Below are 17,040 nucleotides of genomic sequence, written 5' to 3'. Positions count from 1 at the left end.
TTGGGTCGTCGGACACTCGCCACCGACAACGCCTTTGGGGCGCATTATCCAGTTTTCCCCCGGCGACGTCTTGGCCAGCCGGATGAAATTTGCTCGTGATGGCCTGGCGATAACCTCTATTGCTTCAGCAGTCGCGAGACAACCAACTGACACAAGGCCACGATCACGAAGAAGCCGGCGCCGAGCCAGGTATCGGCGAGTACCGCCAACAGCAGCGATACCAGCGCGACGTACCGCACCAGTCGCGGCGCCAGCTTGCGCGACGGCCCACCGCTGTCCGGCGTGGTGTCCGCGGCCACCGGGCGCTCCAGCCGGGCAAACAACTCGTCGACCTCTGCCTGGCGGGCGGTGCTTCTGGGCGGCGCATGGACGAAGCGTGCCAAGTAGACGAAACCCACCACGCTGACGACCTGCAGCATCAGCGAGACCGCGAGCTTGATATCGACCAGTTGGGAGGGATGGATCGACGGCAGGCCGAGCCACTGGCCCAGGGCCTCGACGTCGAGCCACAGATAGCTCGAGGTGGTCACCAGGATACCCACCAGCACCCCGCCCCAACCGGCCCAGTCAGGGGCGCCGGTCCTGGCGATGGACAGCATGGCCGGCAGCGCCAGCGGCATCTGGAAGATCACTCCGAACATCACCATGATGTCGAACAGGCTGAGGTGGTGGACCTGGCCCAGGGCGATGGCCAACGTCACGATGATGACGGCACCGATCACCAGGGTGACGAAGGCCACCCGAACATCGAACACCGCGCCGAGAAACAGCGACACGCCATAGAGCGCGATGGAAGCAGTCATCAGGGTGAGAAGGATCTGGCTCACCACATAGAAGAGTTGGGTGAACCTGCCGTAGCTCATCCGAATATTGCAGACATACGACTAAAGACGTATAACTCGAAACCAAGAGATAAAACCCTATTTCACAATTTCTGGAATCTTGGCCCTATGGCTACTGAAGCGAAGGTCGACAACGTCACAGCGGTACTCAAGGTCATGGCGATCCTGGAGGCTCTGGATGAGGGTGGAGAATCCAGCCTGGCGGTGCTGTCCCAACGCGCCGTGATGTCAAAGAGCACCGCCTATCGCTTTGTGCAGACGCTCAAGAACCTGGGCTACGTCGCCCAGAATCCGGAAAGCGAGAAATACCGGCTGACGATGAAGGTCTTTGCGCTTGGCAGTTCGGCGCTCGGCAAGGCCGACCTGATCAAGATGGCCGATCCCGACATGGCGGCACTGTCCGAACTGACCCGCGAAGCCGTGCACCTGGGCACCCTGGACACCACCACCGCCGAAGTGATCTACGTGCACAAGTACAACTCTCACTTCAACCTGTGCATTCACACCCGCATCGGCGACCGTAGCCCGGCCTACACCAATTCCATCGGCAAGGCCCTGCTGGCCCACCTGCCCCCGGCGCAGCTCGACGCCCTGCTCGCGAACGTCAAGTTCGAACCACGCACCCAGAACACCGTGACCACCGAAGCGGCACTGCGCGAAGAGCTGGCCGAGATCGCCGAGAGCGAGCTGTCCGAGGATCTCGAAGAGATGGATGAAGGCGTCTGCTGCTTCGCCACCCCGATCTTCGATCACACCGGGCGCGCCATCGCCGCCCTGAGCATGTCGATCCCGAGCATCCGCTACCACCAAGACAAGACTTCGGAGTACAAGCGCATTCTGGTCGAGGCCGGTCGCAACATTTCGGGCAACCTGGGCTACCTGGCGCGGCGCTGACGCGACCTCCCTGCCCTGCCGCCTGCCATGACGAAAGAAGCCGCCCCTTGGGGCGGCTTCTTTGGTTGCGGCCTGTCCCTCGCATCGAGGGCAGGTGTCGCAACGGGTCAGTGCGAGTTGCGCCTCACACCAGGGTGCGGTGGCCCTTTTTCGCCTCACGACGATCGCGGGCAACGGCGCGGCAGATCAGCAGCAGCACGCCCAGGGTGAGCGCAGGCCAGATCAATACGTAAAAGCCAAAAAGCAGAGTCATGGGGAATCTCCGTCGGTGGGCGCCGCCAGCCTGCGGCGCCCGTCAAACAAGGGTTCAGCGCTGGGTCGCAAGCCCTGCCGGGGCGGACTTGGACGGGCGCTCGTCGGCTACCGTCACGGCCTCGGCGGCATCATAGTTGCCGACCCGCTCGGCGATGGTGTCGAAGTCGAACCGCTCGCGGCTGGCCAGGCTCATCACCACGCACACCAGGGTGCTGGTGCCGTAGGCGGTCAGCGACGCCAGCAGCACCGTGTACTCCCTGAGGAAACCGGTGGCGAACACCAGCATGGCGACAAAGGCAGCAAGCCCGGCGACGGCGCCGGCCACGCGGCCGAGGAAGCCGAACACCATCAGCGCGATGATGATGCCGCCACCGATGCTGGCCAGGAACTCGAAGCCAAGACCGGCCACACCGGTCATCGGCAGCCATTCAAAACGCGCCACGCAGAAGGTCACCATGGCCACCAGCACCGAGGTGGTGAAGGCCGCGTTGGTGACCCGGCTCCAGAAGCAACTGGCGATCACCGGGAAGACAATGGCCCCCCACAGCGCCCCGACGAAGACCAGCATCACCAGGATATCCAGCGAGAAGCTGGCGAAGACGATACCGATGGCGGTGGCCACGATCATGGTGATGCGCCCTACCAGCAGCATGCGGCGGGGGTCGGCCTTGCCTCGAGCGATGTTCTTGCCGTAGACGTCGGCCATCATGATCGCCGACAGCGCCGACAGGTCGGAATCGGCGGTCGAGGACAGCGAACCGATCACCAGAATAAAGAAGGCAGCGATGAACACCGGCGGCAGGTAGCTGGACACCATCTGCGGGATCAGGTTGTTCATGTCACCGTTGAGCGGCTCGACCCCCAGGGTCAGCGCCATCAGGCCGATCATGCCAAGGCCGATGACGATGGCCCCGTAGCCCACGGTGGCGGTGAGGAAGGTCGGCTTGATGTGATCCTCGTTCACCGCGAACAGACGCTGGGAGATGGTCTGGTTACCGATGGCATAGGCCAGCACCGCAACGAAGAAGGGTGCGCCCTGATTGAGGATGGCGTCCATCGAGAAGAAGTTGGCCTGCTCGGCGGTGAGGTTGTCGAGCCCGGCCACCAGTTCAGTGGGCCCGCCCATGGCGAAGAACACCGCCGGGATGATCACCACGGCGATCGCCATCAGCGCCACCAGTTGGGCGAAGTCCGTCAGCACCGAGGCGCGGAAGCCCGACCACAGCGTGTACAGCAGCACCCCGACACCGGCGATGATGACGCCGGCCTGGAACGACAGCGGCGACAGCACCGATACCAGCGCCCCGGCGGCGGTGAAGTTGACCATCAGGCTGATGATGCTGCCCAGCAGGTTCGATAGCGCCAGGATCAGCTGGCTGGAGGAGCCGTGGCGAGCGTGGATCAGTTCGCCCAGGGTGTGGGCGTTGGGCGCCAGCCGCCGGAAGCGGCGGCCGAACGGATAGATGAACAGGATCATCAGCGCGCCCCACAGCCCGTAGTGGATCGGGCCGGACACACCATAGGTATAGCCGGAAGTGGCAGCGGCGTAGAAAGAAGCGGCCCAGATCCAGGTGGCCGTCATGCTGGCGGCACCGATGCCGAAGCCGACCCGGTGGTTCGAGACCATGAAGGCGTCGGCGTCTTCCTTCTTCTTGCGGATGCTCAGGGTCATCAGGTAGGTGCCGCCATAAAAAGCGATCATCAACAGGATGACCGTCAGGGTCGAAAACTGGTGGAGGGAGGCGCTATTCAAGGGCAATTCTCTTGTTGGTGGAACACAGGCGAGCGACGGTTCATGCGAACGCATGCCGGCACTTCACCGCGAAAAACTCACTAGACGAGCACGACAACGCCACAGGAATTCCGCCCACGAAAAGGACGAAGCTTCCTCGGGATCATTGAAGTCTCAAGGGCCGAAATAAAACGGATTACTGCCGCTTTTTCGGTACAGAAAGGCGTCGGGACGCGCCGCAGCACATGGCCAGCCATTGCAGCAGAGGCAGGCGGGCCGACATTGCGACAACCGGCGGGGCGTATCGAAGACGCCAGCAGACCACTGGTGGGTCAGGGAGGCGGGCGGCGCGGCATGCAGCGGCCCTGGTCGGTGTAGTGGGGCGACATCTCGGTCCTCTCCAGCGACAACGCAGGAACAGCATTAGACAAGACAAACAGGTCCCCGCCGGGCCATTGGCCCCGGGGTAATCCAGTCGGGAAGGTGCCACATCCATCCAGCGATGGCACTTCTCCTGGCGGTATAACGCCAGCTTGGCATCGGATCGCGAGCCAGGATAAGGGCTCGGCGTCCAGAGCGACGTGAGGCCTGTAAAAGGCGGGATAAAACCATCGCTGCGGCGCACATACCCTACTGTGCTGTGCAGAAAATGTCCAACCTGACGGACGAAGGATAATTTAGCCATTTTCGACGAGACGTCAAGATAGCGGAATTCTCTCGGATGGTGGCGTAAAACCTTCGGCAATCTCGCTCTTCCCTTCCACACGCATCGCCTCCGGTAGCCGATCGAAAATCCAGACAACAAGAAGCAGGTACTGCCTGGCCATTTTCATCAGCGACACGCTTTGCGTTGGTCCCTATTACTGAAGGCTATCCTGCCCATCTACGCGTCAGTTTCCCCATGTGAGGTCAACGAGGAGAAGCGGCAAATGATAATCCTTACCAATTATTCACTCACCAACTTCCAATGTGCGAAGCAACAAAGTCTGCTTTGATCAGGAAAGGGGCGGGACAGGGCGCCGGGAAAAACCCAACGATCGGTGGTAGGCTTTTGTCGATATCAGACGCCAGTTTCGGAATATCGACGTGAGAATCCTGTTTATTGAAGATGACGATATCCTCGGAGATGGACTCTCCGAGGGGCTATCGCTGCTCGGCCATCAGGTCGACTGGCTGACCCGTGGCGACACCGCGGCCCACGCCCTTGCCGACAACGCCTTTGACGCGGTCATCCTCGACCTGTCCCTGCCGGGCTTTACCGGCATGGAGCTGCTTAGGCGCTGGCGGGACGAGGGGTTTCGTGAACCGATTCTGGTACTGACCGCCGACGAGGATACCCGTCGCTGCGTCGAGGCCCTCAACGAGGGGGCAGACGATTACATCACCAAGCCCATCGACCTGGACGAGCTGGACGCTCGCCTCAAGGCGCTGCTGCGCCGAGCCCGTGGACATGCGGACAATTTGCTGGAATGCGGCGACATCCGTCTCGACCGAAGCGACAGGCTGGCATGGCTCGGTGGCGAACCGCTGGACCTCTCGGCCTACGAATACGTGGTACTCGAAAGCCTGCTGGAGCGACCTGGCCGCGTGGTCGCCCGCAGTCAGCTCGAAGCGCGCCTGTACGGCTGGGACGATGGTCCCGACAGCAACAGCCTGAGCGTGCTGATCCACAAGCTGCGCAGCAAGCTCGGTGACCACAGGATCGAGACGTTGCGCGGGTTAGGCTATCGGGTGTCGCCATGAGCACCTTCTATACCGGGCTACGCAAGCGCGTGGTACTTCTGTCGTGCCTGTTGATCGTGCTGACCTGGATCGCCAGCTCGCTGGCCACTCGTTCCGGTATCGAGCAAGCCTCCAAAGAGCAGCTGGCCCAGCGGGCCCAGGCGGTGGCCTGGCTGATGTTGCGCGCCGCCAGCCAGACCGACGAGCCTGTCACCGGAGACGCCCTGATCCGCCAACTGGACCAGATCGGCGAAAGCCTGGGCGAAACGATGTCCTACGAATTCGGTCGCTCTTCTGGCGACCAGGCACTGCGCTCCTCCTCCTTTCCGGACCTATCAGAAGAGGCAGTCGACGGCTTCTCCCGTCATTCCCAGGGAGACGAACGCTGGCGCGTCTTTACCGCAGTGAGTGAAGACCAGCAGACCTGGTCTCGCGTCGCCTTTACACCGACCGAGCCCAAGCCGCTGACCGAGATGTTGCTGCTGACGCTGCAGCAGCCGCTGGTATGGGCCATCACGCTTCTCGGTCTACTGGCGATCGCTATTCAGAATCGGTGCTTTACCCCGCTCAAGAAGATCGAGGACGCGCTCGCAAATCAAGACCTGCTCAACCCTCGCCCCCTGGCGCTGGATCCGGCGCGACTGCCCCGCGACGTGCGCCCGCTGGTGACCCAGCTCGACCGGATTCTTGACCAGACCAAGAACCTGCTGGAAGAGCAACGCACCTTCGCCTACGGCGTCGGACATGAGCTGCGCACCCCCCTGGCCGGCTGTCTCAGCCAGGTCCAGGTGGCCCAGCGCATCGAGGACCCTTCCCGCCTCAAGCAATCACTCGCCAAGGCCGAGCGCGCCCTGTTGCAAATGACCCAGCTGGTGGATCAATTGCTGCTGCTGGCCCGCACCGACCCGTCCGCGCCGCTGGAGAATCCTTCCCGCATCACCCTCAGCGCTCTGGTGCAAGAGAGCATCGAACGGCGCACCGTCACCGCCCAGCGTGAAGGGGTGGTGCTCAAATGGCGTGTCGACGGCCCCCACGACTCCGAGATCGAGGCCAAGCCTGAGCTGGTGCGCACTCTGCTGACCAACCTGATCGACAACGCCATCCGCTACTCGCCTCGCGGCGGCGAGATCCTCACTCGGGTGAACTGCAGTGACGACAGGTGGCTGGTACTCAGCGTGTCCGACCAGGGCTCGGGCATCGATGCCAAAGAAAGTAACCAGATCTTTTCGCCCTTCTATCAGAGCGAGACCGGCAAGAGCAGCGGGCTGGGCCTGGCCATCGTGCGCGCCATCGTCAAGGCCCACGGCGGTGACGTCTCCGCCCACCGCAGGCCGATGCTGGGCACCGAGATCCGTGTGGTGCTGCCCCGGGCCTGATCTTCGGCACCAGCCCTGAGCACGACACCGTGGATATTCGCCGCGAAACGTGCGTCTTGCGACCTACAACTTGATGGCGGTACGCCTCGCTAGAGGCGCAACGTGGCGGGTCTTCAGCTTTCCAGGTTGGGGGTTTCCATCAATAGCTGATGCAGGGTCTCGATGGCCAGATCCCCCTCGCCTTCCAGCACGCCGTCGAGCCATAACAACGCCGCCTGCTGGTTGGCGGTTTCAAGCCCCCTGGACGCCAGGTAGGCCTTGGCCAACGCCAGTCGCGCCGAGCCGTGGCCCTCGAGCGCCGCGTCGACCAGATACTCGGCGCCACGCTCACGATCCTGCTCGAGCGCCTGGCCTCGCAGCAGCTCGCGCCCCAGGGTCGCCTTGGCCCCGGCATGGCCAGACTCGGCGGCGGTGGTCAGCCAGCGACGGCCTCGCTCGGCGTCCACCGACAACGGTCCCTCGCCACGTACCAGAGCGGTGCCCAGGATCTTCTGGGCCGAATCGCTACCCGACTCGGCAGCCTGGGTCAGCCAACGGTCGGCCCGCTCGCCATCGGCGCTCACGCCCTGGCCGTCGAGAAAGGCCCGGCCGATCAACTGGGCGGCGTAGGCGTTGCCGGCAGCGGCTGCATCGCGCAGCAGCGACAAGCCTCGCTGGCTATCGGCCGCCACGGATTCCCCTTCCAGATAGGCCTTGCCCAGCGCCAGCTGGGCCCCAAGGCGGCCATGTCCGGCGGCGCGTTCGAGCCAGGCGACACCCTGTTGCGGATTGGCCGCGACGCCGTCTCCTTCGAGCAGGGCGCGCCCAAGGTCGACCATGGCGTGGCTGTCGCCCGCCTCGGCCGCCTGGCGCCACAGGTCCATGGCCCTGCCGGCGTCCCGGGCCACCCCGATGCCCTCCATGTAGATGCGGCCCAGCGGCGCCGCGGCGCTGGTATCGCCACTACTCAGTCCACGGGCAAGCCAGGTACGCGCCTGTACAGGATTGCGAGCGATCCCATTGCCCGCCAGGTAGGCCTGGCCAAGCTGGGTCATGGCACCGGCGTGGCCGGCCTCGGCGGCACGCCGGAGCTGGCGGATATTGCCGGCGTCACCCTGGGCCAGACGGGTCCTCATCAAGGCCTCGCCAGCGGAGGTGTGGCCGGCCTGCTCGGCACGTTTAAGCCATTCGGCCGAGCGCGCCAGGTCGACGCCGACGCCGGTACCCTTGCGATAGGCGCGCCCGAGCACCAGCATGGCGTAGGCGTCGCCTTGCTCGGCGGCCTGCTCAAGCAGCGAGACGCCCTGGCCTCGGCCACCACCCCCCGCCAGCTGGCCGGTGAGTCGAGCCTGACCGAGCAGCGTCATGGCACGCACGTCGCCCTGCTCGACCGCCTGCGTCAACAATTCCTCGGCTCGCGCCGGGTCTGCGTCCAGCACCTCACCTTCGAGCAACGCCGCGCCCAGGGTGCGTCGCGCCGCCGCGTGGTCATTGTCGATGGCGTCCTGCAGCAGTGTCATCGCGCGCAGCGGGTCCTGGCCGACATGATCGCCTTCCAGGTAGGCCTTGCCGAGCTGGTAGCTCGCCCAGGGGTGGCCAAGCTGCTGTCCCTGGCGCAGATGCTCGAGCGCCAGTTGCGGTTGGGCAGGCACCTTGTCCCCATCCAGATAGAGGCTTCCGAGCACAGCGTGGGCCAACGGGTCGCCCTGTTCGGCGGCCCGGTTCAACAGCGCCGTGCCCTCGTCCAGATCTCGCTCAAGGCCGTTGCCTTCCACCAGGGCTCGCCCCAGTACCACCATGGCATTGACGTCCCCGGCGGCCACAGCGCGATCGAGCCAGCGACGGGCGAGGCGCGCATTGCCGTCGCTGGCCCTGAGGTGGTCACGTCCCAGCGCGGTCATCGCCGACACCTCACCGGCGTTTGCCGCCCGCGACAGCCATTGCCGACGCCGTTCACTGTTGCCTGGATGCCAGCCACCCTCGGCGTAAAGCTTAGCCAGGTCGACCATGGCCGCGGGTTCGCCGGCCTCGGCCTCGCGCTCAAGGGCCCTGAGCTGACGCCGGCGATAGTCTTCCACCAGCTCCGGCGCCTCGGCCAGCCAGCCGCCCGGCGCATGGGCCTCGGCCAGCGCCGCCATGGCCTCGCTATCACCGTCATCGGCCAGTTCCTGGTACAACGTTCGAGCCTTCGCCGGATCGGCACGCACGCCGTCCCCTCCGCGGCTGAGCAGCGCTGCCAGCCGGGCCTTGGCGTCGCGCCCGACGTCCTCCTCGATGGCCTGCTGGAGCAGGTAGTAGCCCAGCAGATCATCACGCTGCACACCGTCGCCTTCCAGGGTCAGTCGCGCCAGGTTCAGCGACGCATGGCCGCGAATCCAGGAAGGCGTTGCCACCGCCTTGCGATAAAGCTCGGCGGCTCGCTCGGCATCGCGCGGCACGCCAAGCCCCTGGTCGTAGATCTTGGCCAGCTCGTAGTAGCCCTGGGGCAGCCCCTGATGGGTCAACCGCTCCAGCGCCCTGATGGCCTGCTGCGTGTCGCCGGCGGCCAGGGCTCGGTCGGCCTCCTCGACGCGGTTCTTGTGCATCCACAGAAGGTTATTGGCCTGGCCGCCGTCAAACAGCGCCTGGTCCTCGGCGGCAAGCTCGCGTGTCCCGTGGGGCCCCAGGTCGCTTGCGGTGGTGACACAGCCGGATAACAGCAGTGCCACGCCGGCGGCGCTGCCCCAGTGCCTGACATTTGTGATCAATCTGGGTGTTGTCATTGTGGGCCTCCGTTATCGGGTATCAGCGAGACGCCATCGGCCTCGTTGAGTGCCTCCAGGGTCTGCTGCTTGCGCGACTGATCCTCGAGCTCCAGGTGTTGCTGGGCTCCTGGCGCCATGAAATAGAGCGTCACGTAGCCCCCGGCGCTGCGGTTGTAGATCGGCCGACGCTGCTCGAGAAAATCGGCGATGCGTGGGTCGTCGAAGCGCGACTGGTAGACCTCCATCCACGAGAAGTACTGGGGGTCTGTCAGAAAGCCGCGGTACTGCTCGCTGGGGGCCATATCCCCCAACACGCCAGGGTCATCGATGGCGCTCATGGTGAAGTCCACTGCGTCATGGATCGTCTTGCCGTCCACCTTCAGCGAGAAGATGTCGTAGCCCTGACGGGCGATCACCTGCATGTTGGTAATCAAGTACAAGAGTGCGTAGTTCTGGTAGTGGGTGGCGCGACGCCCCCGCTCCATCTCGAGCGGAAAGGCGCCTTGCTCGGTCATGTCATTGAGCGCCGAGTGGATGGCGCTGACGCCGAAGCGAAACAGCTCGTCGTTTTCCACCAGCACCCCCACCGTGCTGGCGTACAGCGCCCGCCGGTAGAAGTGGTTGTTGCAGCAACTGTTGCCGGCGTCGCCGGGGATCGCCGAATGCTCAAGCGCCAGATCCTCGAGCCAGCGCTCGACCCTCTGCCTCGGCTCTTCCAGACCGTCCACCTCGGGGCGCACCACCGAGTAGGCCAGCGCCGCGGCGAAGATCATCGACTCGGTGGCAAACCAGGCCTGGGGCTCCTCGGGCTCGTAATGGAAGCGAGTCAGGGCGTCCTGGCTGGCCCAGTGATCGAGATAGCGCACCAGACAATTGGCGTAGTAGTCATCGCCGGTGGCGACGAAGGTTCCCGCCAGCAGCGACACGCTGTCCTCGAACTCGAACAGCGGCGCCGAGGCTTCACGCCACTCCTCGGGGCTCGGATAGAAGCCGGGAATGCGCATCTGTGAGGTGATGGGCGGCGGCTGCAACAATTGACGACAGCTGACACCCTCACCCAGGGAATCCTGTATCTGCGTCAGGATGCTGTTGTCCTGCTCTTCCAGCAGCGCCATGCGCGCCTTGACATCGAAGTAGGAGGCCTGTGGGTCCGAAACCCGGTAGTCCTCGAGGTCAAGCGCCTGGCGCTGCTCCAGGGTCAGGGCGCTGGCCACGGGCAGCCAGCCACCCAGCAGCAACGCAAGGCCGCCTGCTCGCGCCAGGCGCGGCAGTGTTATCGCTACATTCAGCATCGTGTCTCCTGGCCGGCAGCAGGTCGCTACCGGCGATAAAATTCGAAGTCGGCAAAGTCCAGGTGCTGGTCTCGCGGGGTGCGCCAGGACTCGCCGGTGCCACCGAAGAAGGTGGAAAACATCAGGCCGTCGATGTAGCCGTCCTCGACGTCGCGAAACTCCACGCCGGATACCTCGAGTCGAGGCTCGCCGTCGATCCACACCCGCATCAGGCCATCCTGACGGCTCGGCTCATTGAGCCGGATTTCCTGCTCGACGGTGACCCAATCGCCACTGGCGAAGTGCCAGCTCCCGCGCCCCAGCGAGGCGCCGTAGGCCGTATCCTGATTGACCACGTAGGCGTAGAGCTCACCCTGACCGTCGCGCCGCCACATGAAGCGGGCGCTGAAGCCGTTGTCACCGGTCGCCTGGGTGCCGCCACTGGGCGCCTCGCCCCCATAAAGCCCGGGCAGCTTGCCGCCCTTGACGAAATCGAAGCCGTCGGGGAAACGCAGCCGATAGCGCAGGCAGGCATGCTCGGCCCCGGCCAGGGCCTGGGGCGCGGCGTAGAAGCCCGCACCGCCACGTTTACCATCGCTGGGTGAAGAGGTGCCCGCGGGATAGAAGGCCCGCAACACGGCTCCCGCCTCGGGGTCCTCGACCAGGCTCAGGTTCTCCAGGCCCCAGTCGCGATGGCTACCGAAGCGCTGCTCGATGATGTCGCCGATCTCCCCCTCGACGTCGTCGAGATCCGGCGCGAACACGGGGCGCAGCCGCTGCGAACAGGGCGTCGCCGAGACGTCGCGGGTGACCTCCATGGCGTCGGCCCCTGCCCCGGGGGCCAGGGTGGCAAGCGAGAGCCCCAGGGCGAGCCCGACATACAGCGTCGGCCCGGTCTGTGACTGCGTTGTGTCGATGGTCTTGTCGTGGTGCATCGGTCGCTCCCGTCGGCCCGTTCGGGCCCTCGGTGGCGGTCATCGCCGTGACGGGGTCTGGTCGGCCCCGCCACAGGGGCGTCTCGAGTGCTGCGCTAGACGTTCTCGCGCACGCTCTCTTCTACCTGCTCATAGAGGTCCTGGGCCTCGTTGAACACGGTACGGCCGCCCTGCCAGACCCGCTCGACGGTCTCGCCGATGATCGGGGTCTCGTTGAAGCGAACGTCCACCGGGGTACCGACGCTGCTGGCAGGTAGCGGTTTCTCGGGAATCAACAGCACACTGGCCACGTTCTTCTGCTGGCGAACCCAGCCAGGAAAGCCGGCGCGCGGCTCGCGCTCGACATCCAGCGCCACGCTGCGCACCCGAGCGTCGATCATGCCGGACTCGTGGGGCAACGAGATAAAGGCCTTCTGGTTGGGCTCGATTCGCTCGATATCGCTCATGTGAACCAGTGCCTCAACCATGATCTCGTCGTCACCGGTGCGCACCAGCGTCATGATCCGCTCGCCCTGGTCGATATAGGTGCCGTCGGCGCTGGACAGCGCCCAGGCCACCAGGCAGTTGCAGGGACTGAAGATCTCGTTCTGGGCCTGCTCGGCCTCGAGCGCGGCCAGGCGCGAGCTCTGATACTCGCGGGCGGTCTCGAACTGGTCGATGCGGGCCCGCGCCACCGCCGGTGACACCGTGTCGTAGCTCACCGAACTGCGCCCGGCCGGCTTCGACGAGTTGGCCACACTGACCGGGCCGGAGCCCGCGGCCTCGAGGCTCTGCTCCAGGTTGTCGATCAGCTGGTCGTTATACTCCTGGGCGGCCTGGGTCAGGATCAGCCCGGACTGCAGCTCGTGGTTCCTGACACTGGTGAGCTTTTCATCGCGCTCGACGCGATCCCCGGCGCGCAGCCCGTGCTCCATCAAGACGCCGGGCCCGGGGGCGCGCACCTCGATACGCGGTGCGCTGACCGCGGCAAAGCTTGGTTCGATCAGCATGAAGTTGCGATACAGCGCCGCCGTCAACACCAGACCGAGCGCCGCAATACCGGCGACCAGCAGCAGATAGCGGCCCCAGCGCCGACCACCGCCCCCCTTGTGGCTGGCGCCGGCACCTGCGCCACCCTTGCGCTTGCGCGGTGTCTGGGCGTTCTCGCTGCCGACCATCGACTGGGGATCGAGGTGGCGGCCACTCAGGCGTGCCCGGACGATGTCCTTGACCAGCGCCAGGTGCTGCGGCTCGATCGAGGTGAATTCCCAGCCGGTCAGCGGCGCTTCACCCTGGTGGGCTTCGGTCTTGTGGCGGCACACCGCCGAGAAGGGCACGATGAACTCGCGCCCGGCTTCCTGGATACGCAGCTCCGCCTGGATCCAGTCGCCGGGGGCGTGGCGCTGGTCGCCTCGCATGGCCATGCCGCCCAGGGAAAGATCGATGCCCCTGGCGTGCTCGCCCTGCGGCATCACCACCTCGAAGTCGGGTGAGACGCGAATATGGTGACGCTCGCTGCGAGCTTCATGGCTGACCTGATCCATCCGGCTCGCGGTGTCGTCACGCCTGTTGCCGTCGTTGTCTGTGGTCATGGTTGATCCGTTGTGCTTGGTGTCCGAAGGGCGCGCCCGCCTCTCGGGCCGGGACGCGCTTGCTTGCTGTGGTGTCGTTAAGTTGGCGAGTGGCAGGCACTCTGCGCACGTGGTGTCGCGCGGGCAGTGTGACGGTGGCTAGAGCACCTGCACCTCGAGGCGTTCCAGGGCGATCTCCTGCCCGCCCAGGGACAGTGCACAGCCGGCATCGACCGGGCAGCTCACCCTGGCCTCGCGGCTCGCGGTCAGCCCCGGCAGCCTGAGTGCCTGGGCGGCGAATTCGGGGCTCAGCGACAGCACGGTGGCGTCGCCGTCATCGGCGCCGAGCAGGCGCTCGACGCGCACCTCGTCCTCGCTGCCCAGTTCGCTGGCCAGCTGATGGTCCAGTGCCACCACGCCGGGGGGCAGGCGCAGCGCCGTGCCTTCCGGTGCCCGCACTGCCGCCTGGGACAACCATCGGTTGTCGCTGCCAGTGTCGACCTGGTCGGCGGCAAGCTGCTCGCTCAGCAGGTTGGCGCTGGGCAGATCAGGGGCCTTGAGTGCCCCGGTGACCAGCACCAGCACCAGCACCAGTGCACCCATATGGAAGCCATGCAGCAGGTGGCCCATGCGCCGCTGGCGACGTGCCGCCCGGGGGTCGTCGGGCTCGCCGGCGGCGATGCCCTGGCGCGACCAGGCCTGACGGTTGAAGCGAAAGCTGACGTAGGTCTTCAGCAGCGCACCGAAGATCTGGTTGTAGTAGAGCAGCGGCAGCCACAGCACGCTGAAGCGGCGACGCTGCAGGGCCAGCACCAGAGTCGCGATACCGCGGGTGAACAGGATCCACAGCAGGTAGGCGAAGATGAACGAAGGCCGCACGAACAGCGTGACCAGGATCGCCACCGTGGGACCGATCAGGGTGGTCCACATCGACAGCCGCTGATCGACCAGACACCACCAGGTGAACCAGCCCATGGGCCTGGGGCCGAGCTGAATAGCCCTGCCACTGGTGCGCAGCATGTTGCCGTACCAGCGACGCATCAGATCCGTGGTGGAATGAAAGAAGCGATGACGATCGGGCAGCTCCTCGAAACCACTGACGTACACGTCCGGCACGTACAGCATCTTCCAGCCGCGCTTGAGCAGGCAGAACCAGGTGGACTTGTCGTCCCCGGACAGAAACTTGAAGGTGCCGAAGCGCCAGTGGTCGATATGGTCGCTTTCGACCGTCTGGATAAACTCCCGCTCCACCGCCACATCGGCGCGAAACACGCTGTAGCGACCGGTCAGCACCAGCTGGCGCTCGGAGATCGACATCGAGCTCATCATCAGGTGACGCTGGGCGTAGCGCAGGTCGTACCACTCGCGGGTAGCGTCGCCACCGGTCACCCTGGCGCGGTTGTTGGTGGTGATGGCGCCCAGATCCGAGCGCATCAGCAGAAATGGCAGCGAGCGCTCGAGGGTGCCCGGCTCCAGCAGGATGTCCCCGTCCATCGACACCAGCAGCGACGAGGGCCCGGGCATCTGGCGCGATATGGCACGCAGCACCTCGGCCATGGCCGAGCGCTTGCCGTCTCCGCGCTGAAACATGTAACGCACGGACACGTTGGCCGGCTGGCCGCATACGTCCATCACGTGCTGGATCACGTCGACGTCGGTGCGGTCGGACACCGAGGCGAAGATGGTGGTCGGCACGCCGTAGTTGGCGCACTCTTGCACCAGCGCCTCATAGACCGGGAAGCTCACCTCCGGCTCGATGCGAAAGGAGGTGCACAGTACGAAGAGTTCGTCCGGCCGTATGGCCTGGGCCGTGGCGTCGGCGTCACGGCGCAGCTGCGGAAAACGCACTCGGTTGTACCACAGCGAGCGCGCCGCATGGATGAACCACCAGCTGTAGCGCCAGGCACCGATGGCCCCGATGGCAAAGAAGAAGCTCTGCGACTCGGGGGAAAAGACGTCGTCGGGCAGCTCCAGTACCAGGATCGTCAGCAGCGCCAGCAACAGAAGCAGGGTCGCAAGCTCGGTGACGCGGCTGGCCCTGGAGGAGGCGAAGGTCGCCTTGCTCATGCCTCCTCCTCAGCCGTTGGCCACGTGACAGCGGCCGATGGCGTGGTACTGAAGCCCCGCCTCACGCACACGGCTCGGCTCGAACAGGTTGCGTCCATCGATGATCACCGGACGCTTCAAGCGCTCGCGGATGGTGGCAAACTCGAAGCCACGAAAGCTCTTCCACTCGGTGCAGATCACCAGGGCATCGGCACCCTCGAGCGCCTGTTCGGCGGAGTCGGCCAGCGCCAGGTCGTCACGCTCTCCATACAGCCGCTGGCATTCCGCCTGGGCCTCGGGGTCGTAGGCGCGAACGCTGGCGCCGACCTCCCACAGCGACTCCATCAGCACTCGGCTCGGCGCCTCGCGCATGTCGTCGGTGTTGGGCTTGAAGGCGAGCCCCCACAGGGCGATGGTGCGCCCGGCGACATCGCCGTCCAGGGCCTCGTCGAGCATCCGAAACAGACGATGCTTCTGGCCCTTGTTGACCTGCTCGACGGCCTTGAGCAGCGCCACCGGCTGCTGGACTTCGTTGGCGGTCTGGGCCAGCGCCTTGACGTCCTTGGGGAAGCAGGAGCCACCGTAGCCGCAGCCCGGATAGATAAAGTGGTAGCCGATGCGCGGGTCGCTGCCGATGCCGTGGCGGACCTGTTCGATGTCGGCGTCCAGCTCCTCGGCCAGATTGGCCATCTCGTTGATGAAGCTGATCTTGGTGGCAAGCATGGCGTTGGCGGCGTACTTGGTCAGCTCGGCGCTGCGCACGTCCATGAAGATCATCTTGTCCTGCTGACGGCTGAACGGGCTGTAGCACTCCCGCATCAGGCGGCGGACCTCGTCGGAGTCGGTGCCGACCACGATGCGCGCACCACGACTGAAGTCATCGATGGCCGCCCCTTCCTTGAGGAATTCGGGGTTGGAGCAGACATCGAAGGCCTGCTCGGCGCCACGTTCGGCCAGGGTCTGCTCGACGGTCTGGCGAACCCGGTCGGCGGTGCCCACCGGCACGGTGGACTTGTCGATGATGACCTTGTAACCCTCCATGTGTTGACCGATGGTGCGCGCCACGCTCAACACATAGTGCAGGTCGGCACTGCCATCCTCATCCGAGGGCGTGCCGACAGCGATAAACTGCAGGGTAGCAAAGGCCACGGCCAGGGCCGGGTCGGTGGTGAAGTTCAGACGGCCGGCCTCGACGTTGCTGGCGATCAGGGTTTCCAGGCCAGGCTCGTAGATCGGGATGTCGCCTTGTTCAAGACGCGCGACCTTGTCCTTGTCAACGTCCATGCAGATCACATTGTGTCCCGCGTCGGCCAGACAGGCGCCTGTCACCAGGCCGACGTAGCCCGATCCAAAGATGGTGATATTCATGCGGTTCTATGCTCCAGCGACGAGCCGCCTCGATGCCTGGCAACGCAGGTCGACGCGTCGGTCGTTGTCGTCGAATGATCTTCCACTGCAGACCGGCGCAAGCCGCGGGCTCGCTTGAACACTGCGCGGTGGGCTCGTCGCCGGGTGCGAAAACGGGTGGTCGGGATGCCTTGCCAGTCCCTTCATCGGGCGTCCCTGGCTTGGGACGCCGAGGGCATCCCGACGCAAGGAGTGGTTCCGTCCAACTCCGAGGGGCACGTTAGGCGGCGAAGATTAATCCAGTATTAGCGGAAGGAAATTCTTTGCCGACAACCACTTGCTGACCC

Annotated in this window: 12 protein-coding genes; 3 read left to right on the top strand and 9 right to left on the bottom strand. The window is 65.1% G+C overall.

Going from position 1 to position 17,040, the window contains the following annotated elements:
* Positions 1 to 116 precede the first annotated feature (116 nt).
* The gene (locus tag NFG57_RS06380) at positions 117 to 863 is read right to left on the bottom strand and encodes a hypothetical protein (RefSeq protein WP_348815691.1); all 747 of its coding nucleotides are present in this window, start codon (positions 861 to 863) and stop codon (positions 117 to 119) included.
* Between the two features lie 87 nt (positions 864 to 950).
* On the opposite strand from NFG57_RS06380, the gene kdgR reads away from it, so the two are divergent.
* Positions 951 to 1,736, top strand: a complete 786-nt coding sequence (gene kdgR, locus NFG57_RS06375; RefSeq protein WP_253555812.1) for a DNA-binding transcriptional regulator KdgR — start codon at positions 951 to 953, stop codon at positions 1,734 to 1,736.
* A 124-nt stretch (positions 1,737 to 1,860) separates the two neighbouring features.
* On the opposite strand, the gene NFG57_RS06370 is transcribed toward kdgR, so the two are convergent.
* Together NFG57_RS06370 and NFG57_RS06365 are read right to left on the bottom strand one after the other, a co-directional pair.
* A complete protein-coding gene (locus NFG57_RS06370; RefSeq protein WP_213228344.1) occupies positions 1,861 to 1,989 on the bottom strand; it encodes a putative transporter small subunit in 129 nt (42 codons plus the stop codon).
* A gap of 54 nt (positions 1,990 to 2,043) precedes the next feature.
* A complete protein-coding gene (locus NFG57_RS06365; protein WP_348815689.1) occupies positions 2,044 to 3,744 on the bottom strand; it encodes a sodium:solute symporter family protein in 1,701 nt (566 codons plus the stop codon).
* Positions 3,745 to 4,809: 1,065 nt separating this feature from the next.
* Here NFG57_RS06365 and NFG57_RS06360 point away from each other — a divergent pair.
* Together NFG57_RS06360 and NFG57_RS06355 are read left to right on the top strand one after the other, a co-directional pair.
* Entirely contained in the window at positions 4,810 to 5,466 is a 657-nt protein-coding gene (locus tag NFG57_RS06360) for a response regulator (RefSeq protein ID WP_124802300.1), read from the top strand.
* Positions 5,463 to 6,821, top strand: coding sequence for a HAMP domain-containing sensor histidine kinase (locus tag NFG57_RS06355; RefSeq protein WP_348815687.1), 1,359 nt, complete (start codon positions 5,463 to 5,465; stop codon positions 6,819 to 6,821). Before NFG57_RS06360 ends, NFG57_RS06355 begins: the two co-directional genes overlap by 4 nt.
* Before the next feature lie 113 nt (positions 6,822 to 6,934).
* Here NFG57_RS06355 and NFG57_RS06350 read toward each other — a convergent pair whose 3' ends face one another.
* The 6 genes from NFG57_RS06350 to NFG57_RS06325 form a co-directional block, all read right to left on the bottom strand.
* Positions 6,935 to 9,562 carry an SEL1-like repeat protein gene (locus tag NFG57_RS06350; protein ID WP_348815686.1) on the bottom strand — a complete coding sequence of 876 codons (2,628 nt, stop codon included), beginning with the start codon at positions 9,560 to 9,562 and terminating at the stop codon, positions 6,935 to 6,937.
* Positions 9,559 to 10,836, bottom strand: coding sequence for an alginate lyase family protein (locus NFG57_RS06345; RefSeq protein ID WP_348815684.1), 1,278 nt, complete (start codon positions 10,834 to 10,836; stop codon positions 9,559 to 9,561). The genes NFG57_RS06350 and NFG57_RS06345 overlap by 4 nt, the downstream gene beginning before the upstream one ends.
* 26 nt (positions 10,837 to 10,862) lie before the next feature.
* Complete coding sequence (locus NFG57_RS06340; RefSeq protein WP_260425253.1) at positions 10,863 to 11,750, bottom strand: polysaccharide lyase; 888 nt, start codon at positions 11,748 to 11,750, stop codon at positions 10,863 to 10,865.
* 95 nt (positions 11,751 to 11,845) lie between these two features.
* On the bottom strand, positions 11,846 to 13,321 hold the full coding sequence (locus NFG57_RS06335) for an HlyD family efflux transporter periplasmic adaptor subunit (protein ID WP_124802308.1): 1,476 nt from the start codon (positions 13,319 to 13,321) through the stop codon (positions 11,846 to 11,848).
* A 138-nt stretch (positions 13,322 to 13,459) separates the two neighbouring features.
* Positions 13,460 to 15,367, bottom strand: a complete 1,908-nt coding sequence (locus tag NFG57_RS06330) for a glycosyltransferase (protein ID WP_348815682.1) — start codon at positions 15,365 to 15,367, stop codon at positions 13,460 to 13,462.
* A gap of 9 nt (positions 15,368 to 15,376) precedes the next feature.
* Positions 15,377 to 16,714, bottom strand: coding sequence for a UDP-glucose/GDP-mannose dehydrogenase family protein (locus NFG57_RS06325; protein WP_348815680.1), 1,338 nt, complete (start codon positions 16,712 to 16,714; stop codon positions 15,377 to 15,379).
* Positions 16,715 to 17,040: the final 326 nt, after the last annotated feature.

Source organism: Halomonas sp. H10-59, assembly GCF_040070555.1.
GTDB lineage: Bacteria > Pseudomonadota > Gammaproteobacteria > Pseudomonadales > Halomonadaceae > Halomonas > Halomonas litopenaei.
The sequence above is the reverse complement of the archived record's forward strand: the minus strand, read 5'-3'. Positions and strand labels throughout refer to the sequence as shown.

Bases quoted from the DNA above. Each gene is read 5' to 3' on its own strand.
- NFG57_RS06380 (WP_348815691.1), bottom strand. From the start codon at position 863: ATGAGCTACGGCAGGTTCACCCAACTCTTCTATGTGGTGAGCCAGATC.
- kdgR (WP_253555812.1), top strand. From the start codon at position 951: ATGGCTACTGAAGCGAAGGTCGACAACGTCACAGCGGTACTCAAGGTC.
- NFG57_RS06370 (WP_213228344.1), bottom strand. From the start codon at position 1,989: ATGACTCTGCTTTTTGGCTTTTACGTATTGATCTGGCCTGCGCTCACC.
- NFG57_RS06355 (WP_348815687.1), top strand. From the start codon at position 5,463: ATGAGCACCTTCTATACCGGGCTACGCAAGCGCGTGGTACTTCTGTCG.
- NFG57_RS06350 (WP_348815686.1), bottom strand. From the start codon at position 9,562: ATGACAACACCCAGATTGATCACAAATGTCAGGCACTGGGGCAGCGCC.
- NFG57_RS06345 (WP_348815684.1), bottom strand. From the start codon at position 10,836: ATGCTGAATGTAGCGATAACACTGCCGCGCCTGGCGCGAGCAGGCGGC.
- NFG57_RS06340 (WP_260425253.1), bottom strand. From the start codon at position 11,750: ATGCACCACGACAAGACCATCGACACAACGCAGTCACAGACCGGGCCG.
- NFG57_RS06335 (WP_124802308.1), bottom strand. From the start codon at position 13,321: ATGACCACAGACAACGACGGCAACAGGCGTGACGACACCGCGAGCCGG.
- NFG57_RS06330 (WP_348815682.1), bottom strand. From the start codon at position 15,367: ATGAGCAAGGCGACCTTCGCCTCCTCCAGGGCCAGCCGCGTCACCGAG.
- NFG57_RS06325 (WP_348815680.1), bottom strand. From the start codon at position 16,714: ATGAATATCACCATCTTTGGATCGGGCTACGTCGGCCTGGTGACAGGC.